We start from the raw sequence: 20345 nt of genomic DNA, 5'->3' as shown, positions 1-20345 counted from the left end.
AGTCCAGTCTATACTTTGACATCGTGTTAAGGTCAACAGGAATATATTCATTTACTTGTAGAAACTTTTTAAGGTGACTCTTTACTTCTCCTTGTGATACACTATTTCTCCTTGTAAAACCGTCACCAAAACTTTCGCATTCGGAATCTTATCGGCACTCATTTTAGTAATATCTTCATCTAGTAATATCATATCAGCTGATTTCCCTACTTCAATCGAGCCAGTAATTTTATCAAGACCTAACGCTTTAGCTGGCTTAATTGTATAAGCATCAATAGCTGCGTATACATCAGACAAGCCCTTGTCATCAATGCTTAATGCATTCGAAATCGTCACAAGTGGATTCAGTTCGTTTACATCCCAATCACTACTAAGTGATACATTCGCACCAGTTTTCCAAATTCGCCCTAACGGCATAATTCGTTTCATCTGTTGATCTGAAAAATACGTACTTGCCCAGCTTTGTTTTGGATCTTCCGCAAAATCATGCCCTACTTGAAAGTCAGCGCTAATACCTAATTTAGCAAAACGATTTATATCACTATCTTCTACCATTTCCACGTGTGTAAGCGTATAAGGCTGATTCGCCCCTTCTTTTTTCGCTGCTTCAATTGCATTTAAACTCTCTCTTACCCCACCATCACCAATTGTGTGAATGAGTGCACCGTAACCAATTTTATTTAGCTCAGTTAACCACCATTTCATCTTTTCTTCTGGAATATAGTTCAAGCCATACGGGGTTCCTTTAAACCACTCAAATTTATATTTTTCTAGTGTTTTAGCTGTACTGTTAATGCTAATTCCATCACTATACATTTTCACTTGATTAATAAGCATTCGAGATGATACATCATCACGCTTAATTTTTTTGAAATACTCCATTTGTTCTGCTTCATTTAAATTCGGATATACCCATGGACGAAGTACTACTCGCGTTGTTAGCTTTTTTTCGTCATTTACTTTATTCCAAACATCTAACCAGCCTCGTTTCCAATAAAGACGGCCATCGCCAACTGTAGTAATACCATTCTTCGCAACTTCATCTAAACCGTCTAACAAACCGTCGTAATTCTTTTCAAAAAGTTTCGGCTGGGAATTCCATGCTTTTTCCATCACGATATCTCCAGCAGTATCATAAAGAATACCAAACGGTTCTCCTGTTTCTGGATCCCGAATGATTCTTCCGCCTTGCGGATCTTTCGTATCTTTATTTATCTCAGCTAACTCGAGTGCTTTTGAGTTAACCCATACAGAATGAGAGGTTCTTTCCATAATTAATACTGGATTATTAGGAAATAACTCATCAAGAACTTGTAATGGCGTTTGTTGTTCTGCTTTTTCGTCCATATCTTTTAATAGCTCTTCCAAACTAAATCCTGTTCCACTTATCCATTCGCCATCTTTCACATCTTTTTTACAATCCTTTAAATACGAGCGTTGTTTTTGCAGTGAAGCATCTGGTGAGACACTACAATTCCCTGCCGCTGGTGACTTTGCTTCAAATATATGATTATGATTGTCCACAAAACCAGGAAGGATAAAACGTCCTTGTAAATCCACCACTTTCGTATCTTCATTTATAAATCCCTCTACATCCTTGTTTGAACCAACAAATGTAATTTTTCCTTCTTTAATGGCTACAGCCTCTACGATGTCTTGCTTTCCATTTGAAGTATAGATTGTACCATTTTTAAACACTACATTTTTAGGTAACTGATTAGGTAGAACAGCGCTACCATTCTCCCCTTCTCCTACTCCAGGAGTGCATGCCGAAATCCATACCATACTTAGAATCAGACAAATAATCATGATTGTTCTTTTCATATTCTTTCTCCTTCTTATTATGTTAAATTGCTTTCGTATATAGAATAAGGATTGACATAATGTTAATGTCAATCCTTATTTTCATTCTATTTTCGTAACTAAAAAACAAATTTGTGTCACATACTCTTCTACTAAACAATCACATTCAGGTCCCTTTATATAAACTTCATATGGATTACCACCTATTATATAACCGTTCTTTTCCACCCACTCTTCTAATGCCATATAAGCATAACCTATATAGTCATAGCTACCATAATGCATAGTAGTAACAATTTGATGTTGTTGCATCTTTTTTATTTCGCATCCTTGTAATCCATCTTTATCGTCACCATCCATAATTGGAATTCTTAATTCAATATCACTGTGACCCGGCATAAACTCTTCATCATAAAAAACGGTAGAAGGAGAGCCTACTATTTGCAAACTATTTTTTTGTACTTCTTCATATAAGTCATAAAAATAATCATCCATATAATCTATATCTATTTGTAACCTTTGAGCAATTACGGTTATTTCATTCCTCGTTCCAATTAATATGTCATAAGTTCTATGGCGAGCAATATTTAAAGCATGATTCATATTGACCATTTCATTCATTTCAGAAATAACCTGTAAATTTTGTTTCACCTCATGAGACAACTCTATTATTTGCGCTTGCATATGTTTAATAAATGAATCTTGATCTGATGACTGCAGAATTACTTTAATTTTCGGCAAAGGAAACTTGTACTCCCTCAGCTTTTTAATTTTCAGCGCTATTTCTAGCTGCCCTTGCTCATAAAATCTATATCCATTTACCGGATTCACATATGCCGGTTTCAATATTTCCTCTTTATCATAATGTCTTAACATCCGTGTACTCATTTTACAAATCCGAGAAAATTCAGTAATTGTATACATATACATACCCCTTGAACACATTTTCCTTTGTAAACTTTATTATTAAAACCAATCAAAAAACTTTCTAATTGAAGAACCTTCATTCTGATTGTTTAATCTTTTCATTTTTGAAGGTAACAAATGACTCGGACAATACCACGTTAAACAATTCATTGCGCCTCCCATAGTTGATATTTCGCCAACATGAATTTGAATAACTTGTTTCTCCGTATATTGTTGAATATATCGTAAAACTTCCCCATCTTTAGCTAGTCCAAACTTAGGGACATAAAGAGCATCACATGTTTCTAACATATTTATATATAAACCTTTTGCCGATGCTATTTCTTGATCATATTGTCCTTTCTCTGTATATGAGGAAGGAACAACGATAAATTCAGCTTCTGGCATTTGCTCTTGAATAATTTCTTGAACATGATATCTAAATTCATCATCCCCTAAAAAATCACTAATAAACATCGTATGTTCATCAATAAATTTAACCATTCCGTCTGCGTGTGCAAGTACATCTCCTTCTTCAGCAGGAATAATAATAACCCGGCCCACATCTAAATCCCACTCTAATTGCTCCATAATTTCCTCTTCTGTCCAATCATCGTTATCATCAAATATGCGTTCTGTTAAAATAACAGTATCTTTTTTATTCCAAATAAGATTACCACCGTCCAATATTAATGGTGATTTCACATATTCAAAGTCGTTCTTTTTCAACCATTTATTAAATTGTTGATCTAAATACCGCCCTTGATCCTCTGGCAAATAATTTGGTCGATACTTAAATTTAACAAGGTGATTCGTTACAACTGGCGCAACATCTCTTAACCAAATATCATCATACTCAAAAAAGCTCGTATGGAATTCTTGTTCTTCAACTGATAAAGAAATAAGTTGGTCTGTAGCCCCCTTTTTCCCATTTAAATTTTCATTAAAATAAATAAGTTCTTCATAAAACGGTTCATAATATTCATTTGATTCATCTGGTATCGCAGTAAAAATAATTCCCTTTTGTTTTTGTTCCATCTTCTTTACCTCTCTTTTGTATAATAATTAAGGAGCCCGCTCTTCCTCAATACTCTTCATTTTTTATTACAACTTTTAAAACATGCACATTTCTTGAATGGATTATAGCATGAGGAAATATTATATATTTATATAAAAAATATAACGCTGTCGTTAAGCCGTGCATTGACTCTTGACAAGATTTTAAAAAGAAGTATTTTATAACAATATTAAAAATGTAATCGCCATACACAATAAAGTGAAACTTTAATCAGTGGGGGTTTTCTTCATCCCCCACTGATTATTAGCCTTCACCAATCGGACTTTTATGGGCAGTTGATCCCCACCTAACTTCTTTGCTTCCGCTGAATTTTGAGGTGGGGGTCTTACTGCCCATTAAAGCGGGATAAACGATTAGATAATTTTTTTATCGTAGTTCATATCCATCGCTTCGAACAAAACATTTTGGTTATATAAATTTAATAAATGCGTTTCTATTCCTATACAAATCCCTTCTAACGGAAGATCGTTTGGATCCTGACCAAATGGATCTTCGATTTCAATCCCTATTGCTTCAATCCCTATAAATGCAAAACTTATAAACGTAGTTGCAAGTACTGTAAACCACCCAAGACTATCAACAAGACCAATCGGTAAAGTCCCGCAAAATATGAGCAGTAAAATTTTAATATGAGCAAAATATGCAAAAGGAATAGGTGTTGTTTTTATACGATCACATCCACCCACAGCCGTAAGCAACTTATTCAGATCGGCTTCCATATTAATTATTGCATTTGGATGGATTTGACCTGTTTTCAAACCTTTTGATAGTATAGTTTTTAACAGAAAAACTATACTAATTGGTAAATGAATAGACTCCATCAACATTTCTTTTTCCTTATCAGAACAAATATCAAGCAATGATTTTATCTCATCTAAATCTTTTTCATCTCTCAAATGTCCTTTCGCCATTTTAGGAAAAGCAATTAGTAAATGTAAAAACTTTAGTTTTTCCTGATCAATCTTTTTCCCTTCTGACTCCCAATAACATAAAAGACTAACTGCTACATTTCTAGTAGACGCACCAATCGTGCCAAATAACTTTCTACCTTCCCAGTACCTATCATAGGCAGTGTTAGTACGAAAAACTAACAGTAGGCCTAAGGCTCCTCCAACAATTACCCAGGGGGTTTGATTAATTTTTATTTCTGCATAATAGTAATTAATCACAACTACTAATGTTGAAACGCAAATATATAATAAAATCTGCGGGAAAATATCTCTTATAACTGTTCCCTTTAATGTAAATATTTGATGTAAACTATTTTGATTATTGTAATGAACCATATTTACAAAAACCTCTTCCCTTATTAACCTTTTATTCTTTAAAATCACGAGAGTATACAATTAAATAATAGAATCATAAACCCTATCATTACGAAACTGGTTAAAATTATTTCCTTCAATACCGTTACTCCTTTTTTTGGCCAAAAGATAAAACAGCTTTTTAAATTAAACAATACATGCTCGCTATTCTAAATCACGACGCATTATTTTAGAATTTGCAATGAATAAAGCACTAATTAATACAAGAATCGCGCAGGCGTATAACAATGAATCTATCGGACTATCGTGATCTATAATGATGAGACGAACGATAGCCGTTATACCTATATAAATAAAATATCGTAATGGGAAATGAAAATTCATTTGAAAATACTTTATAATCATTACAATAAATTCAAAATATAAAAAGAATACGACGATACTATCAATTAAATGATAACTAGATTCTTCACCATTTAATTTCAGTTCTTGTATAAATTGAACGACTTCTTTCATAAGAAACACACTTAATACAATCCCTAAACAAATCAAAGCTACATTTAAAATGTACTGTAGAACGATAGGGAAAAACGAAAATACTATTTTTAAGTTCTTTAACACAAACATTTTTCTCCTTTTTGATATAAAACGAAAAGCGAATACACACCATAATTCGTTTGTCATTATATTTAAATTTAATCGTTTCAGATAATAAGGAATGACAAAATAGGTAAAGTTAGGATTTCACCTATTTTGTCTCAAAAGCAACATAACGAAATTCCAATCCATTACTTCAATGCAATCGGTTGTTGCTGTGTCACACAATGAATCATACCGCCATTTTTATAAAGCTCTCTCACATCAATACCAACTACTTTACGATCTGGGTATAATTTCTGAATCGTATCGTTTGCGATTTTATCATTCGGATCATTATAATTAGGCACCAATACCACTGTATTCCCAATATAATAATTGATATATGAACCTTTATAATCAAGAGTTTTTCCATTTTCTAATACAACTTTTTCTTTACTAAGCGGTAAGTATTCATACTTATATTTCTTTCCTGAAGCATTTTTTGCATCTAACAATGTATCCATATCTTTATTAGATAAACCCCATTCAGCTAGGTCATCTTCTTTCATCGTTACAATGGTAGATTTATTATGGAATTTAGCAAATCCATCAATATGAAAATCCGTAATATCTAAATTAGGCACTCCATCTAACCAAATAAAGTTTGATACCCCAAGGTCACTTATATATTTTTCAATTTCCTTTTCTGATAAATCAGGATTTCTATTTTTATTCGTTACCGCACTTCGAGTTAATAAAGCAGTCCCATTGCTATCTAATTCAATTGCGCCGCCTTCAAGGACAAACTTTCCCCAATCAATTCTTTCAATCCCTGATTGTTTACTCACATTTTCACGTATACGAGCATCATTTTTGTACGGCGTTTTCTTTCCCCATCCATTAAATGCTGGGTCTAATATTTTTAAATTTTTATTATTGTCATAAACAAAAATCGGTCCACTATCTCGTGCCCATACATCATCAGTAGGAGCGATAAAGAAATCAATTTTATTCATATTCAGTCCTTTATCTATTAAAAGCTTATCGATTCGCTCTTTCTCCTCCTCATCGTATGCAACAATGTGGACTTTTTCCCCCTCAGTTAAAGAACTTGCCATCTTAACCCAAATAGGTTCAACTTCCTGCTTATACTCTTCACCATATGTGTATTCATGAGGCCATTGCAGCCATGTACCTTCATGTTTATCTTTCTCATCCGGCATCGTATATTTCCCAGCACTTTTCTGTACCTCTACCTTTTCCTCCTCTTTCCCTTTTGCATTTTTATTATTCTCTTCAAAAGAACATCCACTAATAATCGCTGTAGATAATGCACTTATTAAACAAAGCTTTACTATTTTTTTCATTTGTTCAACCTCCTGCTCTTGTCTCCAATAATATAAAGCTTCACATAATGTGAAGCTCAAGCTTTTTATCAATGTAAAATTTACCAATTAATCTTCCGCATACATTCAATACAATAGATGAACTTCATGCAGTGTCTTTCCTATATGTAACATTCATATCATTTAACTTCCTATATAAAATTATTCTCATAGTAATCGCTCTCCCCTACCTTCTTGTTCATTAAGTAAAACATTGCTAAATAAAAAAATCGGTATTGATAATTACATATCAATACCGATTTTCCCATCATTATTTTCCTTCTATTAAATCATTTGCCATTTTCCTAAACTCTTGATTAAATGTATCATTCATACCATTTTGTACGTTAGAGAATAATATGACAAACGTTCGTTTATCCCAATTAAAATTATTAAAGGTATTCCAACCTGCTAATACGCCGTGATTATGATAATAATCTGGATACGTATAGAAACTAAATCCATATTTTCTTGCAGGTGATGCAGTAAACATATCTAATACACTTTGTTTAGATAGCAGTTTCCCATCCATAATAGCTTCATCTAACCTTTTCATATCTTCAACGGTCGTATACATTTCACCACAACCGTACAACCAATTCATTTTTAAACGAGGTGCATCTATTAACTCACCATCTTTTTTTGTATAACCTTTTGCTAAGAAAATATCTTCAGGGAGAGTTGCTCCCATTCCAGATTCATGCATTTCAACAGGCGTAAAAATATTTTCTTTCACATATTCAGCGAGCGGTTTGTTCGAAATTTTTTCTACAATATAAGCAAGCACCATATAATTATAATCTGTATATTTCCATCCTGTCCCTGCAGGAAATTGTAACGCTTGCGAACCAATCCATGTTACTAATTTTAAACGTGAAGCTGCGTCAACACTACCTTGCCCCTGATCTGGCAACCCAGACGTATGTGTTAACAAATTTCGTAACGTAATATTTTTATCGGCTGGAAACGATGGAATATACTTATTTATATTGTCTTCAATATTCAATTTCCCTTTTTCTCTTAGTTGCATAATAGATATAGCAACGACCGTTTTCGTAATAGAACCAATACGATATTTCGTTCTTGGCGTTGTTAATACTTTATCCTGCACATTCGCATAGCCATAGCCTTTTCGTAAAATCACATGATCTTTACTTGTTACAAGAACACTTCCATTAAATCCTTTGTCTTTTAAATATTGATCTAGTTTTTCTGCTGCAATTTCATAACGCTTTTTTTCAGCTACGCTAACCTCTCGCATATCGTCCTTGCGCTTATCATTTAAATTAGAAAATGCCTTTATATCATATTTCTTACCTTTATTTGCATGTATGAGTGTAACGACACTTCCACAAAAAACAGCAAAAATAAAGAAAACGATTAACCATTTCTTTAACATAATAGGAACCCTCTTTTATCTAGTTTCACTTAACGTGCATCCATTCTATTCTATATCTTTTAATTTTCAAATACTTTATAATATTATCTAACATTCACTCTATTTAAACTAGATCCCTTTTTCTCATATTCAATTTTTGACTACTCTCTATTGTATTTCTTTCTTACAAAATTTCCACCATACAATCGGATGCGTCAAACTATAATTTCAATTTCTTTTGTAACATTTGTTACATACTAATAAGAATGGAGATGTAATATGAAAAATACTGATAGACGCAATCGTTTAGATGATAGAATGTTTCATTATCGGGTAACAAAAAATAACATGGTTTTAATTGAATATTACGGAAAACAAATTATGATATTAAAAGGAAATGATGCTGAAAAATTTTTAAACAAAATACATCATGCAAATAACGATAAAGAAAAACAACTAATTATGGCTAAAATAACAGGTAATTTCAAAAGAGGAAATGAACGTCATTGAAAACGAATCTCATTTATATTTCGATTATACAATAAATTCAAAAAGAAATGTCGCTCATTCGGCATTTCTTTAGACTTTCTTCATAAAAAATTTACATTGCTGACATTTTTTATTTTTTGTTTTTACTATATAAACTCACTGCCGAGATACTTAATAATACCACTATACACACCCACGCATACGTATACCCTTTCTGATCTACAATATAACCAAATAAAACAGGTGCAATAATAATAGCAATTTGATTTAACGTAAGTGCAAAACTCACTGTCATCCCTACCAATTCTTCGCTTGCTGATTCTGCAACTTCGGCTATAAAAAGACTAAACCATCCAATTGAAAAGAAGCCTAACAATGCGCTTACACCATACAATACTCCACTCGTTACTGTATGTATGCTTATTACTAACAATAGAATCAAACCGATAGAAGCACAGACAGCTATAAATAAAGGTATGCGCCGATTCCCCTTATAAAATACATCACTAATAGCTGCTAATATAACACGGCCTATCATTCCAGAAAAGAACATCACTGAAAATACTGTTCCAGCTACAGTAGATGTCATTGATTGTTCTCTTACTAAAAATTTCATGAAGTGGCCCACTAACACCATTTGCAATGAAATCATGCATATACCCGTTATATATATTGAATACAACTCTTTTTTACATATCACTCCTTTTAGCTGCGTCCAAAAAGAAATTTTAATATGTTCTTTCCTTGCTTCCTCCTGAACATATGGTTCTTTATAAAACACAAAAAATAATAATCCTCCAATTATACAAATGCATGCAATACTATTTATCGCGTAATTCACATTATACTGTATTGTAAGAAACGGGATTAGCACTCCCGCTAACACGCCACCAATCGGTATACCAGCTTGCCTTATCCCCATCGCTAACCCACGATTTTCTTTTGGGAACCATTTTAAAATCACTTTACTTCCTCCTGGCTGAGAAACACTATAAAATATTCCTATTAATAAAAGTACAAATAATAACCCATTAAATCCATTTACTATATTAGTCAGTAAAAGTGAACTCCCCAGCAAACATGAACTGATAGAAATTAATAATTTTTCATTATATTGATCGAGTAGCCGACCGACGAAAAGCATACAAAATAACGGTCCAACATTTACAACACTTACTAACAATCCGCTTTCCATATTCGTAAGAGCATATTCTTCTTTCCAAAATAAAGCGAAAGCTCCGACACCATATGTTATAAGTGTCGCTGTTGTTTGAACAATCATCGCAACAATTAACATAATCCACTTATAAGTACTATTCATCCTTTCTTCCATTAACACAATAATTCCTCCATCCCCTTCCATTGTATGAAAGTTCTGATATCATATAAAATAAAGATTTATCATGTAATCCATCAAAAAAAATGATATCTTTTTGGAGGGACGATACGTGGACATAAAAGATTTAACTGTATTTTACGAAGTCGCGAAGGAAAATAATATTTCTCACGCAGCGAAAAATTTGAACTATGTGCAATCAGGCGTAACGATGCGTATGAAACAACTAGAAAATGAATTAGGCGTGCCTTTATTTTACCGAAACGGAAAAGGTGTAACTTTAACTTCTAACGGTGAGATTTTATTAACATACGCCAAACAAATTATCCACTTAATGGATCAATCTATAAAAGCGGTTCAAAGTAATGGAACTGAGCCAAAAGGCACTTTAAAAATCGGATGTACAGAATCTACAACTGCGGTAAGGCTCCCCTCTATATTAACGGCCTACTATGAGAAGTACCCAGAAGTCGAATTGATTTTAGAAACAAATACGACCGAACAACTAATTAGGCTTGTGTTAGAGCGAAAATTAGACGGAGCGTTTATAGCTGGACCTACTCAGCATACCGAACTTCATACAAGTATATTTCGTGAAGAAGAATTAGTGCTCATTAGCAAAAAACGTTTATCCTCTCTTAAAGACATAGAAGATATGAATTTACTCGCTTTTAGTCACGGGTGCTATTATAGAAGTTTATTAGAAGACTTACTTCAAGAAGAAGGAATCTCACCTAAACGAGTTTTAGAATTCGGAACAATTGAAGCAATACTCGCATGTGTAAAATCATGTATGGGCGTAGCGATTATGATGAAATCAATTTTAAAAGGACATGAACATGACTTATCCTTCAATCCTTTACCAAATAACTTCAAGAAAGTTCATACTACCTTTATTACTAGAAAAGATATATATCACTCTGCTGCATTACAAAAATTTATGGAGTTGACTCACAATGCGTGAAAAGAAAATACGTGGGATGAAACAAAAAACAAACGCTATGACAAACCGAATTGAGGAACATACAAAAACGTTCCCTTCTACTTTTTATAACGATGAATATTGGTATATGCCTTTACCAGTTTCCCAAGCTTTTATCGATTCTCCTAAAACACCTAGAAAAGTAAAACGATTGTGTATACAAACCTTATTAAATCAAGCAAACCATTTAATAAAAATAAAACCGAACGATACAAATACATATCGAGTTGTTGTTTTAATTTCTATAGAAAATTTGTGGAATTCGCAAATCATTGTATTTAAAAATGAAAACTACTTTCATAACTTTTTCAATAGAAATAATAAATTTCAAACATGGATTCCGCTTTCAAATGAGTCTGATTTCTGGAAGACATGGGGAATTTCAATTTTGCCTTCCTTCCAAACGTTACACTTTCAAGAAGTCATTTATGATGAGGGTGCAATCTATGAAAAAGAAATTTGGTTTATTGGAGAATTATCTTAAAAGGGGTACCTTCAAATGAAAAGCTTCCCTTTTTTCGCTTAACAAAATCGCTATATAATGAATTTATCATTTTACTATATAGGAGGTTTTCAAATGGTAATCCCTAAATATCCTGATGTCCCTACTCTTACAAAAAAACAAATCGATCAAATTACAGAAATCACTTTTCTAAAAGAAATAACACCTCAAAAATGTGATGCAATTTTCGTTTTCGGCGGTTCTCACCCGGGCAATTGGCAAGCTCCTCTAGAAGCTTATCGACAAGGATTAGGAAATCAAATTATCGTTACAGGTGGTACTAGTTTGCATGGCATGAAACATCCGAGCTGGAATTACGGGGATTTGTCAGAAGCAGAAGTAATTGTAAATAAATTAATTGAACATGGTGTACCAAAAGATGCTATCATGTTCGAGACGAACTCCCTCCATTCTATCGCTAATATAATGGAAGCGAAAAAGATTTTTGATTTCACAAAGATTAATCGGCTACTATTTGTATGCAAAAGTTTAGGCGCTGGTCGGCAATATAGAGTATTAAAAAAACATTTACCTAAAACTATTACTTGTATCCCATATACATTTGATACAAATTTTGATAGTGAGTTTATAATTAATAGATATAATTGGATGAAAAATGAAAAGAGTCGCTCTATGATTTTTGGAGAATACTTGAGAAATGTTTGCTACGGCAGAAAAGGTGGTATTGAGCCGCCTGAAAAAGAGGTTCAAGGCTTAGAAGAATATGTATCCTACTACTATAATCTAGCATAATAGAAAAAGGTATACCAAAACGTCGGTATACCTTTTCTCCTATTTATTTTTCTTTTAACACACTATGTAATCGATCAGGATAATTTGTAAACATCCCTGTAGCACCCCATTTAATTAACAATCTCATATCTGGTTTCTCATTAATTGTATAAGGATGAATTAACAGTCCATTATTTCTAGCCATTTTCATATATGACTCATCAATAATTAGTTCTCCGTTATCATTGCGTAAGTTCGGCCCAATACCAACTGCATACTTTTTAATTTCTTGAAAATCATCATTCGTTACACTTTTCGGCTCATGTGTAATCCCAGACCATTCAACAATCTCATTGTTTTCATTTGGATAATACCAAAGCAGTTGAACTAACGGAATATTTTCATTCATACTATGAATCTTTGTTAAACTATCTTTACTAAATGATTGAATCATAACACGGCTAGAAGACATGTTTTGACCTACTAAATTATATTTTTTTAATAAAGCTAATAATTTTTCTTCCATTCCTGGATACACATCTGGTGATTTTGTTTCAATGTAATACTTCATGCTTCTTCCGTACTTTTGGAAGATTTCTTCAAGAGTCGGAACTTTTTGTCCAACATATTCTTGCTTAGCCTTTTCTGGATAAGCTTTATTGAACCATGACCCTGCATCTAAACTTTTTATTTCGCTTAACGTTTTATCTCGTACTTCGCCTGTTCCATTTGTAGTACGATCAACTGCTGTATCATGCATTGCAATTAATTGGCCATCTTTTGTTAATTGAATATCTAACTCCAAATAATCCGCTTTCATTTTTTTCACAAGATCATAAGAAGCAAAAGTATGCTCAGGTGCATGTCCACTTGCTCCGCGATGCGCAATATTTAAAAACTTATTCGTATTCCACTCATGCTTTCCTTCTGCTTTCGCTTGAACAGCTCCCCCAGCAAAGATACTTCCCGTCATAAAGAAAATAACTAAAACGCTAATAATTTTTCTCATCCTTCTAACCCTTCCTACGTTGCAAATTTCAACAAGTTAATGAGATTTACACGAAATAGAAGATATACTTTCATTATTTTTATAAGCTTATATTAAAATTCCAATCTTACAAATACAATTCCCCTATATTATTACTATACTATTTATTTTCCATATCCCTCCTATTCACATGTAACTCCTTATTGATTACAGTTCATCAATAAAAAAAGCCATAAATTATTCAGAGGACACTTCTGTATCCCTAAATAAATTTATGGCTTATCTCAAATATCTCCGGCCTCGATTAACTTGTCGAAATTAATCATACCAAACCTATTAATATTTGTGAATATTTTTTAAATAAGTAGTTTCTATGCTAAAGCAGCTGGCGGCATTAATTGCGGCCCTTTACCCATGCGCGCCAATACCCAATCATCGTAATACCACATTTCTGTTTGACGGCGGCTCATCATATAATCCCAGCGTACTTCCCGCTCAAATTCGATAATTTGTCCTTCTACACCAATTGTTACCCAGTTAAAACTCCCATTATCATGCATCATTTTCACCCATAAAACAGGGAACGTAACAATTTCTCCTTTATCTTTATACTGCCTCGTTTGTTTTTCTATACGAAGTAAAGTTAAACCACTTGCATATTGTTGATCAACCTTTTCCATTACATCCATCGCCATTTTTTCCGCTCCCAGCAGTTCCTTGCACAATTAACACATCACTTTTATCGTTTCGAATAATTTGATTTTGTTCCCTTTGTATTGTCGCTACAATGCTTTTCATTTGTTCACTTGCATTTCGCCCAAGTGCTTCTTGTAATAATTCATCACCTATCGTCACACCTGCATCAAACATACTTTGAATCGTTCCATTTCGAATCATGTATTGACGTTTTAAAAGCAAATTACCTGAAATCATACCGATGGGCGCTTTATACTGTGCCCGCCCTAAAGTGTAATCATAATAAAGGCTCGAAATAGGTGCCCGCCAATCGTATACTAAAAACTCATCATTTTCTTTATCATAAAAAGAGCCGATACCGATATATATTTCATCAGTATCCGCTTCATTATCTTCTTTAAAATCAATCCGCCCAAAATACGGCGTTTCTTTTATTTTCGTTAAAAGGTTATATTCATTTTTCGTATGACGATGTGTATGTTCTCTTTCAGCAAGAAGTTCTGCCTCTTGCCTAATACTCGCCGCCGTTTCAACCGCTTCTTTAATGTTATCTATATTTACTTTTACATCTTCCCAAAAGTTTTTTCTAATACTGACAATTTCAGACTTCACCAAACCAACTCGGTCATCGAGCTCTCTCAGTTCCTCGTCTACTTTTTCAACGACTACATTAATGCGTTGTTGCTCTTCTTTATAATGACTCATATAATCTCTCCTTCTCATACTATTTGAAAGCCTTATATGATACGTACCTTTTTACTTTTGAAAAATGCCACAGGCAACAATCTCCCATGACTTTTGGAACTCTTCGTTTATCCTATCTTCTTTCCATTTCTCAGAAAAAGCAGGATGATAAAACGATGAAAGTAACCCAAATAATGTATGCGCTAAAAACAAACCATCTTGTTTTTTAATCTCATTGCGCTCTATCCCACGATTTATCACGTTCTCCAGTTGCCCAACTAATCTTTCTTCATGCTTTTGGATTACCTTATTTTTTTGCTGCACTAACGAACTATTCAATGTAAATAACTCTTCGTTTTCAAGTAGCTCTTTCTTTTTAAGCTGAAATAAATGAAAGAACCACTCTTGTAAAATGGTTGCCGTCTCTCCATCTTTTCTCGCAATTTTCTCAAGCTGATCCGAATACTTGAACAACCACCTTTCTAAAATCGCATCGCGTAATGCAACTTTACTCCGAAAATAAGAATATAAAGCCGCATGACTAACATCAAGTGACTTCGCAATACTAACAAGTGTCGTCCTACTCCATCCATATTTCATTAACTCTTTTTCCGCTGCATCTAAAACAACATTTTTCGTTAACGCCTTCTCTGTCATTTTTCTCACCGTCCATTTTATTTACATAATAATATTATTTAAATAACAACTTACATTTTTTATTATTTGTAAGTTAAGTACAAAAAAATACGATTTCAATTAGGTTATAAGATTAACATATCCTTTTTCAACTTACAATATTTTTATTTTGTAAGTTGAAAACATAATAACAGGAGGCGTTGTCTTATATAAAACAAATTCATTTGATTTTTAAACATAATCAAAAAGCTAATACACCTTAACATGGAGTTTTTTCCTTTTACAAGGCAACACTTTTTAACTTGTAATAATTCATTCGTCTCGATTTTCTTTCCCAATATTGCAGCCCATACAACAATCATGTAGCATTACCGTATCGATGTAATGGTTCATCATCTTAAACCTTTCGACTAATTGTGCAGGAGGCAAAGTGATTGAAATGAATAAACAAGAACAATTAAGTGTTATAAAAAAAGATTTTATTGATTCACAAAAAGTATTATTGGCAATTGGCGATGAAACACGTCAAGCTATTTTGCTAGTTCTCATGGAAACAGAATGTCAAACCGGATTACGTGTAGGAGAAATTACGAAACAAACACATCTTTCTCGACCAGCGGTATCACATCACCTTAGAATTTTACGAGAAGCCGGTATTATTTTAATGCGAAAAGAAGGTACAAAAAACTTTTATTATATTGATATACGTACAAAATTAAGTTTATTAAAAAATCTTGTATTAGATATTGAAAAGCTATTGCACAACTTTTATTGAAATTTGGAGGTATAAGAAATGAAAGCGATGATAATTGATAAGTACGGAAAAGCCCCAATGCGTATGGCAGAGGTACCTACTCCTGAAATAAATGAGTATGAAGTGCTCGCAGAAATTCATGCAGCTAGTATTAACCCAATTGATTTTAAAATACGCGATGGAAAAGTAAAAATGTTACTGAAATATGAAATGCCCCTAATCCTTGGGAATGACTTTGCCGGTGTCATCACGAAGGTTGGATCAAAAGTGACTCGTTTTAAAGTCGGTGATGAAATATATGCTCGTCCAAGAAAAAATAAGATTGGTACTTTCGCGGAGTATATAGCCATTCATGAAGATGATATAGCCTTAAAACCGAAAAATTTAAGTTTTGAAGAAGCAGCTTCAATTCCACTCGTTGGCTTAACATCCTATCAAGCATTACATGACATCATGCAATTACAAAAAGGACAAAAGATTTTAATTCACGCTGGATCCGGTGGTGTTGGTACCTTCGCTATTCAGTTGGCAAAAATAATGGGTGCTACTGTTACAACAACTGCTAGTGAGGCTGGTGCGAATTTAGTAAAGTCTCTTGGCGCAGATGAAATAATTAATTACAAAACAGAAAAATTTGAAGATATACTAACAAATTATGATGCAGTATTTGATACAATCGGCGGTACAACACTTGAAAAGTCATTCAATATTATAAAAAACGGAGGGAACATTGTTTCCGTTTCAGGCATGCCGAATGCTCGATTTGGTAAAGAATTTGGTTCGGGATTCTTTAAAACACTCTTATTTTCATTAGCAAGTAAAAAACTTACTGCCCTTGAAAAGAAGCATAATGCGCAATATTCATTTTTATTTATGAAGCCAAGTGGGGATCAATTACGTACTATCGCAAACTATATTGAGTCCGGAAACATCAAACCGGTAATCGATCGAGTCTTCCCTTTTGAAGATGCTCAAAATGCAATGGAATATTCAGAGGCTGGAAGAGCAAAAGGGAAAATAATTGTAAAAATTAAATAAATATAAAAACTCCATTTTTTAAAAATGGAGTTTTTATATTTGCTGTTAAATAGACATAGTGCAGTGAAGTCCTTACAATAGATTGCAAGGGGAAATATCGTATTATACTTTTAGCTAACTTTACAAAGAATACATACGTACAAATACATAATAAAAAATACAAAAGGAGGAGATACAATGACTAGAAATAATGAAATAGGTTGGAATTTAGATAATAGTTATACGACTTTACCACATTCATTTTATACAGAAATCCCCCCTACTCCCGTAAGTTCACCGGAGTTAGTTAAACTAAACCATTCATTAGCGATATCTCTTGGCTTGACCCCTGAAGAACTAAAGAAAGAAGCCGAAATTGCAATTTTCGCTGGTAACGCAATCCCAGAAGGTGCTCATCCATTAGCTCAAGCATATGCTGGTCATCAATTCGGACATTTTAATATGTTAGGCGACGGGCGTGCCCTTTTAATAGGAGAACAAATTACGCCTTCAGGTGAACGTTTTGATATTCAACTGAAAGGTTCTGGCCCCACTCCCTATTCACGCCGAGGAGATGGTCGTGCTGCACTTGGTCCGATGCTACGTGAATATATTATAAGCGAAGCAATGTATGCACTTGATATCCCAACTACCCGTAGCTTAGCAGTCGTTACAACTGGAGAACCTACATACCGTGAAACAAAGTTACCTGGAGCTATTTTAACTAGAGTAGCTAGTAGCCATATTCGCGTCGGTACATTTCAATATGCTGCGGCTCGCGGTTCAATCGAGGACCTGAAATCACTAGCTGACTATACGATAAAAAGACATTACCCAGAAATTGAAGCTCATGAAAACCGATATACTGCTTTACTCGAAGCAGTCATTAAAAAACAAGCAAGTCTCATCGCAAAATGGCAACTTGTTGGATTTATTCACGGCGTAATGAATACTGACAATATAACGATTAGTGGAGAAACGATTGATTACGGCCCTTGCGCATTTATGGACAATTACGACCAAGGAACGGTATTTAGCTCTATCGATACACAAGGTCGCTACGCATATGGAAATCAACCATATATGGCCGCATGGGATCTCGCGCGACTAGCTGAATCTTTAATACCAATTCTGCACGAAGATGAGGAAGAAGCATTAAAGATTGCCCAAGACGAAATTTCAAAATTTAGCGTACAATATGAAAACAATTGGTTGCTTGGAATGAAAAAGAAATTAGGACTATTTGGCGAAGACGAACAAGACAAATCACTTATTGAGAAACTTTTAGCAATAATGGAGAAATATAAAGCGGATTACACAAATACATTCCGTTCATTAACTCTCGATACATTAGAAAATACCCCTCTATTCGAAAGTCCAGAATTTAAAGAATGGTACGGACTATGGCAATCTCGATTAGAAAAGCAAGACGAATCAAAAGCGAATACCTATGAGATGATGAAAAATAATAACCCATCGATTATCCCAAGAAACCACCGCGTAGAAGAAGCATTAGAAGCAGCTGTTACAAATGGAGATTATAGCGTAATGGAGAAGCTTCTTGAGGCTTTATCAAACCCTTATACGTATTCTGCAGATCAAGAAGAATACTGCGTTCCACCTGTACCGACGAATCGTCCTTATCGTACTTTTTGTGGGACTTGATTGTTTAATATCTTTAAATGTGCTTTCAATTTTTGAAAGCACATTTTTTTGTTTAACATAAACATAAATCGTATTCCAATCAAACCGCAGATATATCACTATTCCAATCATACTAATTGGTTATATTCGTGAAAAATGTTGAGAAATATAAGTTTTGCTTTTTAGTATTATTATTTTTGTTATCATTAATTTATAAGAATATTCTAAAAAGGAGGAGTCTTCATGTTTACACCCACTAAAAGTGAACAAATCACACAGTTATTAAACGAATGGTACATAGAAATCCGTTTAAGACGCATTGATAGTGCAAACCGTTTTAAAGAACAAATAGATAATAAAATTAACATTTTAAAAAACGAATATCCAAATGGTTTACCTGATCAAAACTTGTTACTCTATTATTCTCTACTAAACTTCCGATACAATTATTTAATTGATAACTTAGGCGTCTCTAAAGACAGTTTTAATAAAATTGAGTCGTTTGAAATTCCAACAAATAATTTCTTATCATATTACTATCATTTCTTTAAAGCTATTCACTCAGATGCGATTGGAAACTATATACTAGCGAGAGAGCATTATGATAAAGCTGAAGCTTTGCTTCAATACATTCCAGATGAAATTGAGAAAGCAGAGTTCTACTATAAACTAGGATATTCCTACTACGATAATCAACAAACACTTCAAGCCATCAAAGAAGTAACAAAAGCTAAAGATATGTTTTCTAATCATCTAGGATATGAAGTGAATGTAGCTTTTTGTGATAACATTTTAGGTTTAGCATGTATAAATTTAAAAGAATGGGAACTTGCTGAAGAACATTTTACAGCTGCAATGAATCAATTTCAAAAAACAGGAAAAGAAAAATTCATTTTAATGGTTCGACATAACTTAGGATGGATGTATTCAAATCAAAACCTTAATGCATTAGCTATTCGTTATCTCTCTGAAGTTGTCGAGAAATCCCCAAATCATTATAAAGCTATCTTTGCTAGCGCTTTAGAATACTACAAATTAAAGGAAATTAGCGTCGCAGACGAGCTAATAAAAAGAGGATTAAACATTAGTAACGAACTAAAACAAGAGGAATTCCAACATCGCTTTATGATTTTACAAGAACTAAATAACAGTTCACCTGCTAAAACATTTGAAACAGTAGCATTAGCAGGAATTAAATATTTCGAGCGAGAAGAATTATATGAAGATGTTCAGGAACATTATGAAGCATTGGCAATTAAATTCTATGATGAAAACGAACATTCTGAAGCAAGTAAGTATTTTTATATGGCATTACAAGCAACGAAAAAAGCAAATGCTAAAGGAGGATTAAAATGAAAAAGTTACTCTTAAGTTTTATGGGAATCGTTACAATTCTAGCATTTAGTACTGGTATAACAAGTCCAACAAAGCTGGATCATTCTAATACTAAGATACAAAACCTTTCTGTAGGTGATGGTGGCGGTTGATCTA

At 33.4% G+C, this 20345-nt stretch carries 20 protein-coding genes and 1 pseudogene; 9 read left to right on the top strand and 12 right to left on the bottom strand.

What is annotated here, in order from left to right; genetic code table 11:
• Positions 1-81: 81 nt before the first annotated feature.
• The 7 genes from BAQ48_RS13350 to BAQ48_RS13320 all read right to left on the bottom strand — a co-directional run bounded on the left by BAQ48_RS13350 (position 82) and on the right by BAQ48_RS13320 (position 8415).
• Complete coding sequence (locus BAQ48_RS13350) at positions 82-1824, bottom strand: amidohydrolase (RefSeq protein ID WP_071711452.1); 1743 nt, start codon at positions 1822-1824, stop codon at positions 82-84.
• A gap of 81 nt (positions 1825-1905) precedes the next feature.
• Positions 1906-2727 (bottom strand): MerR family transcriptional regulator, encoded by an 822-nt coding sequence (locus BAQ48_RS13345; protein WP_071711451.1) that lies wholly within the window; start codon positions 2725-2727, stop codon positions 1906-1908.
• Between the two features lie 42 nt (positions 2728-2769).
• Positions 2770-3747, bottom strand: a complete 978-nt coding sequence (locus BAQ48_RS13340) for an agmatine deiminase family protein (RefSeq protein ID WP_071711450.1) — start codon at positions 3745-3747, stop codon at positions 2770-2772.
• Positions 3748-4140: 393 nt separating this feature from the next.
• Positions 4141-5073 carry a bestrophin family protein gene (locus BAQ48_RS13335; protein WP_071711449.1) on the bottom strand — a complete coding sequence of 311 codons (933 nt, stop codon included), beginning with the start codon at positions 5071-5073 and terminating at the stop codon, positions 4141-4143.
• Between the two features lie 183 nt (positions 5074-5256).
• Positions 5257-5673, bottom strand: a complete 417-nt coding sequence (psiE, locus tag BAQ48_RS13330) for a phosphate-starvation-inducible protein PsiE (RefSeq protein ID WP_071711448.1) — start codon at positions 5671-5673, stop codon at positions 5257-5259.
• Positions 5674-5840: 167 nt separating this feature from the next.
• The gene (locus tag BAQ48_RS13325; RefSeq protein WP_071711447.1) at positions 5841-6998 is read right to left on the bottom strand and encodes an agmatine deiminase family protein; all 1158 of its coding nucleotides are present in this window, start codon (positions 6996-6998) and stop codon (positions 5841-5843) included.
• Between the two features lie 289 nt (positions 6999-7287).
• Positions 7288-8415, bottom strand: coding sequence for a serine hydrolase domain-containing protein (locus tag BAQ48_RS13320; protein ID WP_071711446.1), 1128 nt, complete (start codon positions 8413-8415; stop codon positions 7288-7290).
• A gap of 258 nt (positions 8416-8673) precedes the next feature.
• On the opposite strand from BAQ48_RS13320, the gene BAQ48_RS13315 reads away from it, so the two are divergent.
• On the top strand, positions 8674-8904 hold the full coding sequence (locus BAQ48_RS13315; RefSeq protein ID WP_071711445.1) for a hypothetical protein: 231 nt from the start codon (positions 8674-8676) through the stop codon (positions 8902-8904).
• Positions 8905-9013: 109 nt separating this feature from the next.
• On the opposite strand, the gene BAQ48_RS13310 is transcribed toward BAQ48_RS13315, so the two are convergent.
• Positions 9014-10246 carry an MFS transporter gene (locus BAQ48_RS13310; protein WP_071711444.1) on the bottom strand — a complete coding sequence of 411 codons (1233 nt, stop codon included), beginning with the start codon at positions 10244-10246 and terminating at the stop codon, positions 9014-9016.
• 85 nt (positions 10247-10331) lie between these two features.
• Between BAQ48_RS13310 and BAQ48_RS13305 the strand changes: the two genes are divergently transcribed.
• The 3 genes from BAQ48_RS13305 to BAQ48_RS13295 all read left to right on the top strand — a co-directional run bounded on the left by BAQ48_RS13305 (position 10332) and on the right by BAQ48_RS13295 (position 12456).
• On the top strand, positions 10332-11183 hold the full coding sequence (locus BAQ48_RS13305; RefSeq protein WP_071711443.1) for a LysR family transcriptional regulator: 852 nt from the start codon (positions 10332-10334) through the stop codon (positions 11181-11183).
• A complete protein-coding gene (locus BAQ48_RS13300) occupies positions 11176-11685 on the top strand; it encodes a DUF3916 domain-containing protein (protein ID WP_071711442.1) in 510 nt (169 codons plus the stop codon). Before BAQ48_RS13305 ends, BAQ48_RS13300 begins: the two co-directional genes overlap by 8 nt.
• 93 nt (positions 11686-11778) lie before the next feature.
• On the top strand, positions 11779-12456 hold the full coding sequence (locus BAQ48_RS13295; RefSeq protein WP_071711441.1) for a YdcF family protein: 678 nt from the start codon (positions 11779-11781) through the stop codon (positions 12454-12456).
• A gap of 43 nt (positions 12457-12499) precedes the next feature.
• On the opposite strand, the gene BAQ48_RS13290 is transcribed toward BAQ48_RS13295, so the two are convergent.
• The 4 genes and pseudogenes from BAQ48_RS13290 to BAQ48_RS13275 all read right to left on the bottom strand — a co-directional run bounded on the left by BAQ48_RS13290 (position 12500) and on the right by BAQ48_RS13275 (position 15460).
• Positions 12500-13444: a glycerophosphodiester phosphodiesterase gene (locus tag BAQ48_RS13290; RefSeq protein ID WP_071711440.1), complete on the bottom strand. Its 945-nt coding sequence runs from the start codon at positions 13442-13444 to the stop codon at positions 12500-12502.
• Between the two features lie 350 nt (positions 13445-13794).
• Positions 13795-14118 carry a hypothetical protein gene (locus tag BAQ48_RS13285; RefSeq protein WP_116758513.1) on the bottom strand — a complete coding sequence of 108 codons (324 nt, stop codon included), beginning with the start codon at positions 14116-14118 and terminating at the stop codon, positions 13795-13797.
• A 1-nt stretch (position 14119) separates the two neighbouring features.
• Positions 14120-14824: pseudogene (locus BAQ48_RS13280) on the bottom strand (RNA polymerase recycling motor HelD); the annotation flags it as partial.
• Between the two features lie 51 nt (positions 14825-14875).
• Positions 14876-15460: a TetR/AcrR family transcriptional regulator gene (locus BAQ48_RS13275; RefSeq protein ID WP_071711439.1), complete on the bottom strand. Its 585-nt coding sequence runs from the start codon at positions 15458-15460 to the stop codon at positions 14876-14878.
• Between the two features lie 409 nt (positions 15461-15869).
• On the opposite strand from BAQ48_RS13275, the gene BAQ48_RS13270 reads away from it, so the two are divergent.
• The 5 genes from BAQ48_RS13270 to BAQ48_RS27565 all read left to right on the top strand — a co-directional run bounded on the left by BAQ48_RS13270 (position 15870) and on the right by BAQ48_RS27565 (position 20341).
• Entirely contained in the window at positions 15870-16214 is a 345-nt protein-coding gene (locus BAQ48_RS13270) for an ArsR/SmtB family transcription factor (RefSeq protein WP_071711438.1), read from the top strand.
• An 18-nt stretch (positions 16215-16232) separates the two neighbouring features.
• Positions 16233-17231 (top strand): NADP-dependent oxidoreductase, encoded by a 999-nt coding sequence (locus tag BAQ48_RS13265; protein WP_071711437.1) that lies wholly within the window; start codon positions 16233-16235, stop codon positions 17229-17231.
• Positions 17232-17408: 177 nt separating this feature from the next.
• Positions 17409-18875 (top strand): protein adenylyltransferase SelO, encoded by a 1467-nt coding sequence (locus BAQ48_RS13260; protein WP_071711436.1) that lies wholly within the window; start codon positions 17409-17411, stop codon positions 18873-18875.
• Positions 18876-19097: 222 nt separating this feature from the next.
• On the top strand, positions 19098-20210 hold the full coding sequence (locus tag BAQ48_RS13255; RefSeq protein WP_071711435.1) for a response regulator aspartate phosphatase: 1113 nt from the start codon (positions 19098-19100) through the stop codon (positions 20208-20210).
• Positions 20207-20341: a Phr family secreted Rap phosphatase inhibitor gene (locus BAQ48_RS27565; RefSeq protein ID WP_000735068.1), complete on the top strand. Its 135-nt coding sequence runs from the start codon at positions 20207-20209 to the stop codon at positions 20339-20341. Before BAQ48_RS13255 ends, BAQ48_RS27565 begins: the two co-directional genes overlap by 4 nt.
• Positions 20342-20345 lie beyond the last annotated feature (4 nt).

The sequence above is a fragment of the Bacillus luti genome, assembly GCF_001884105.1.
In the GTDB taxonomy this organism is placed as follows: domain Bacteria; phylum Bacillota; class Bacilli; order Bacillales; family Bacillaceae_G; genus Bacillus_A; species Bacillus_A luti.
This window is presented reverse-complemented; position numbering and strand designations above follow the sequence as displayed.

Coding starts and splice junctions, on each gene's coding strand:
- BAQ48_RS13350 (WP_071711452.1), bottom strand. CDS start 1,824: ATGAAAAGAACAATCATGATTATTTGTCTGATTCTAAGTATGGTATGG.
- BAQ48_RS13345 (WP_071711451.1), bottom strand. CDS start 2,727: ATGTATACAATTACTGAATTTTCTCGGATTTGTAAAATGAGTACACGG.
- BAQ48_RS13340 (WP_071711450.1), bottom strand. CDS start 3,747: ATGGAACAAAAACAAAAGGGAATTATTTTTACTGCGATACCAGATGAA.
- BAQ48_RS13335 (WP_071711449.1), bottom strand. CDS start 5,073: ATGGTTCATTACAATAATCAAAATAGTTTACATCAAATATTTACATTA.
- BAQ48_RS13325 (WP_071711447.1), bottom strand. CDS start 6,998: ATGAAAAAAATAGTAAAGCTTTGTTTAATAAGTGCATTATCTACAGCG.
- BAQ48_RS13320 (WP_071711446.1), bottom strand. CDS start 8,415: ATGTTAAAGAAATGGTTAATCGTTTTCTTTATTTTTGCTGTTTTTTGT.
- BAQ48_RS13315 (WP_071711445.1), top strand. CDS start 8,674: ATGAAAAATACTGATAGACGCAATCGTTTAGATGATAGAATGTTTCAT.
- BAQ48_RS13310 (WP_071711444.1), bottom strand. CDS start 10,246: ATGGAAGGGGATGGAGGAATTATTGTGTTAATGGAAGAAAGGATGAAT.
- BAQ48_RS13300 (WP_071711442.1), top strand. CDS start 11,176: ATGCGTGAAAAGAAAATACGTGGGATGAAACAAAAAACAAACGCTATG.
- BAQ48_RS13295 (WP_071711441.1), top strand. CDS start 11,779: ATGGTAATCCCTAAATATCCTGATGTCCCTACTCTTACAAAAAAACAA.
- BAQ48_RS13290 (WP_071711440.1), bottom strand. CDS start 13,444: ATGAGAAAAATTATTAGCGTTTTAGTTATTTTCTTTATGACGGGAAGT.
- BAQ48_RS13285 (WP_116758513.1), bottom strand. CDS start 14,118: ATGGCGATGGATGTAATGGAAAAGGTTGATCAACAATATGCAAGTGGT.
- BAQ48_RS13275 (WP_071711439.1), bottom strand. CDS start 15,460: ATGACAGAGAAGGCGTTAACGAAAAATGTTGTTTTAGATGCAGCGGAA.
- BAQ48_RS13265 (WP_071711437.1), top strand. CDS start 16,233: ATGAAAGCGATGATAATTGATAAGTACGGAAAAGCCCCAATGCGTATG.
- BAQ48_RS13260 (WP_071711436.1), top strand. CDS start 17,409: ATGACTAGAAATAATGAAATAGGTTGGAATTTAGATAATAGTTATACG.
- BAQ48_RS13255 (WP_071711435.1), top strand. CDS start 19,098: ATGTTTACACCCACTAAAAGTGAACAAATCACACAGTTATTAAACGAA.
- BAQ48_RS27565 (WP_000735068.1), top strand. CDS start 20,207: ATGAAAAAGTTACTCTTAAGTTTTATGGGAATCGTTACAATTCTAGCA.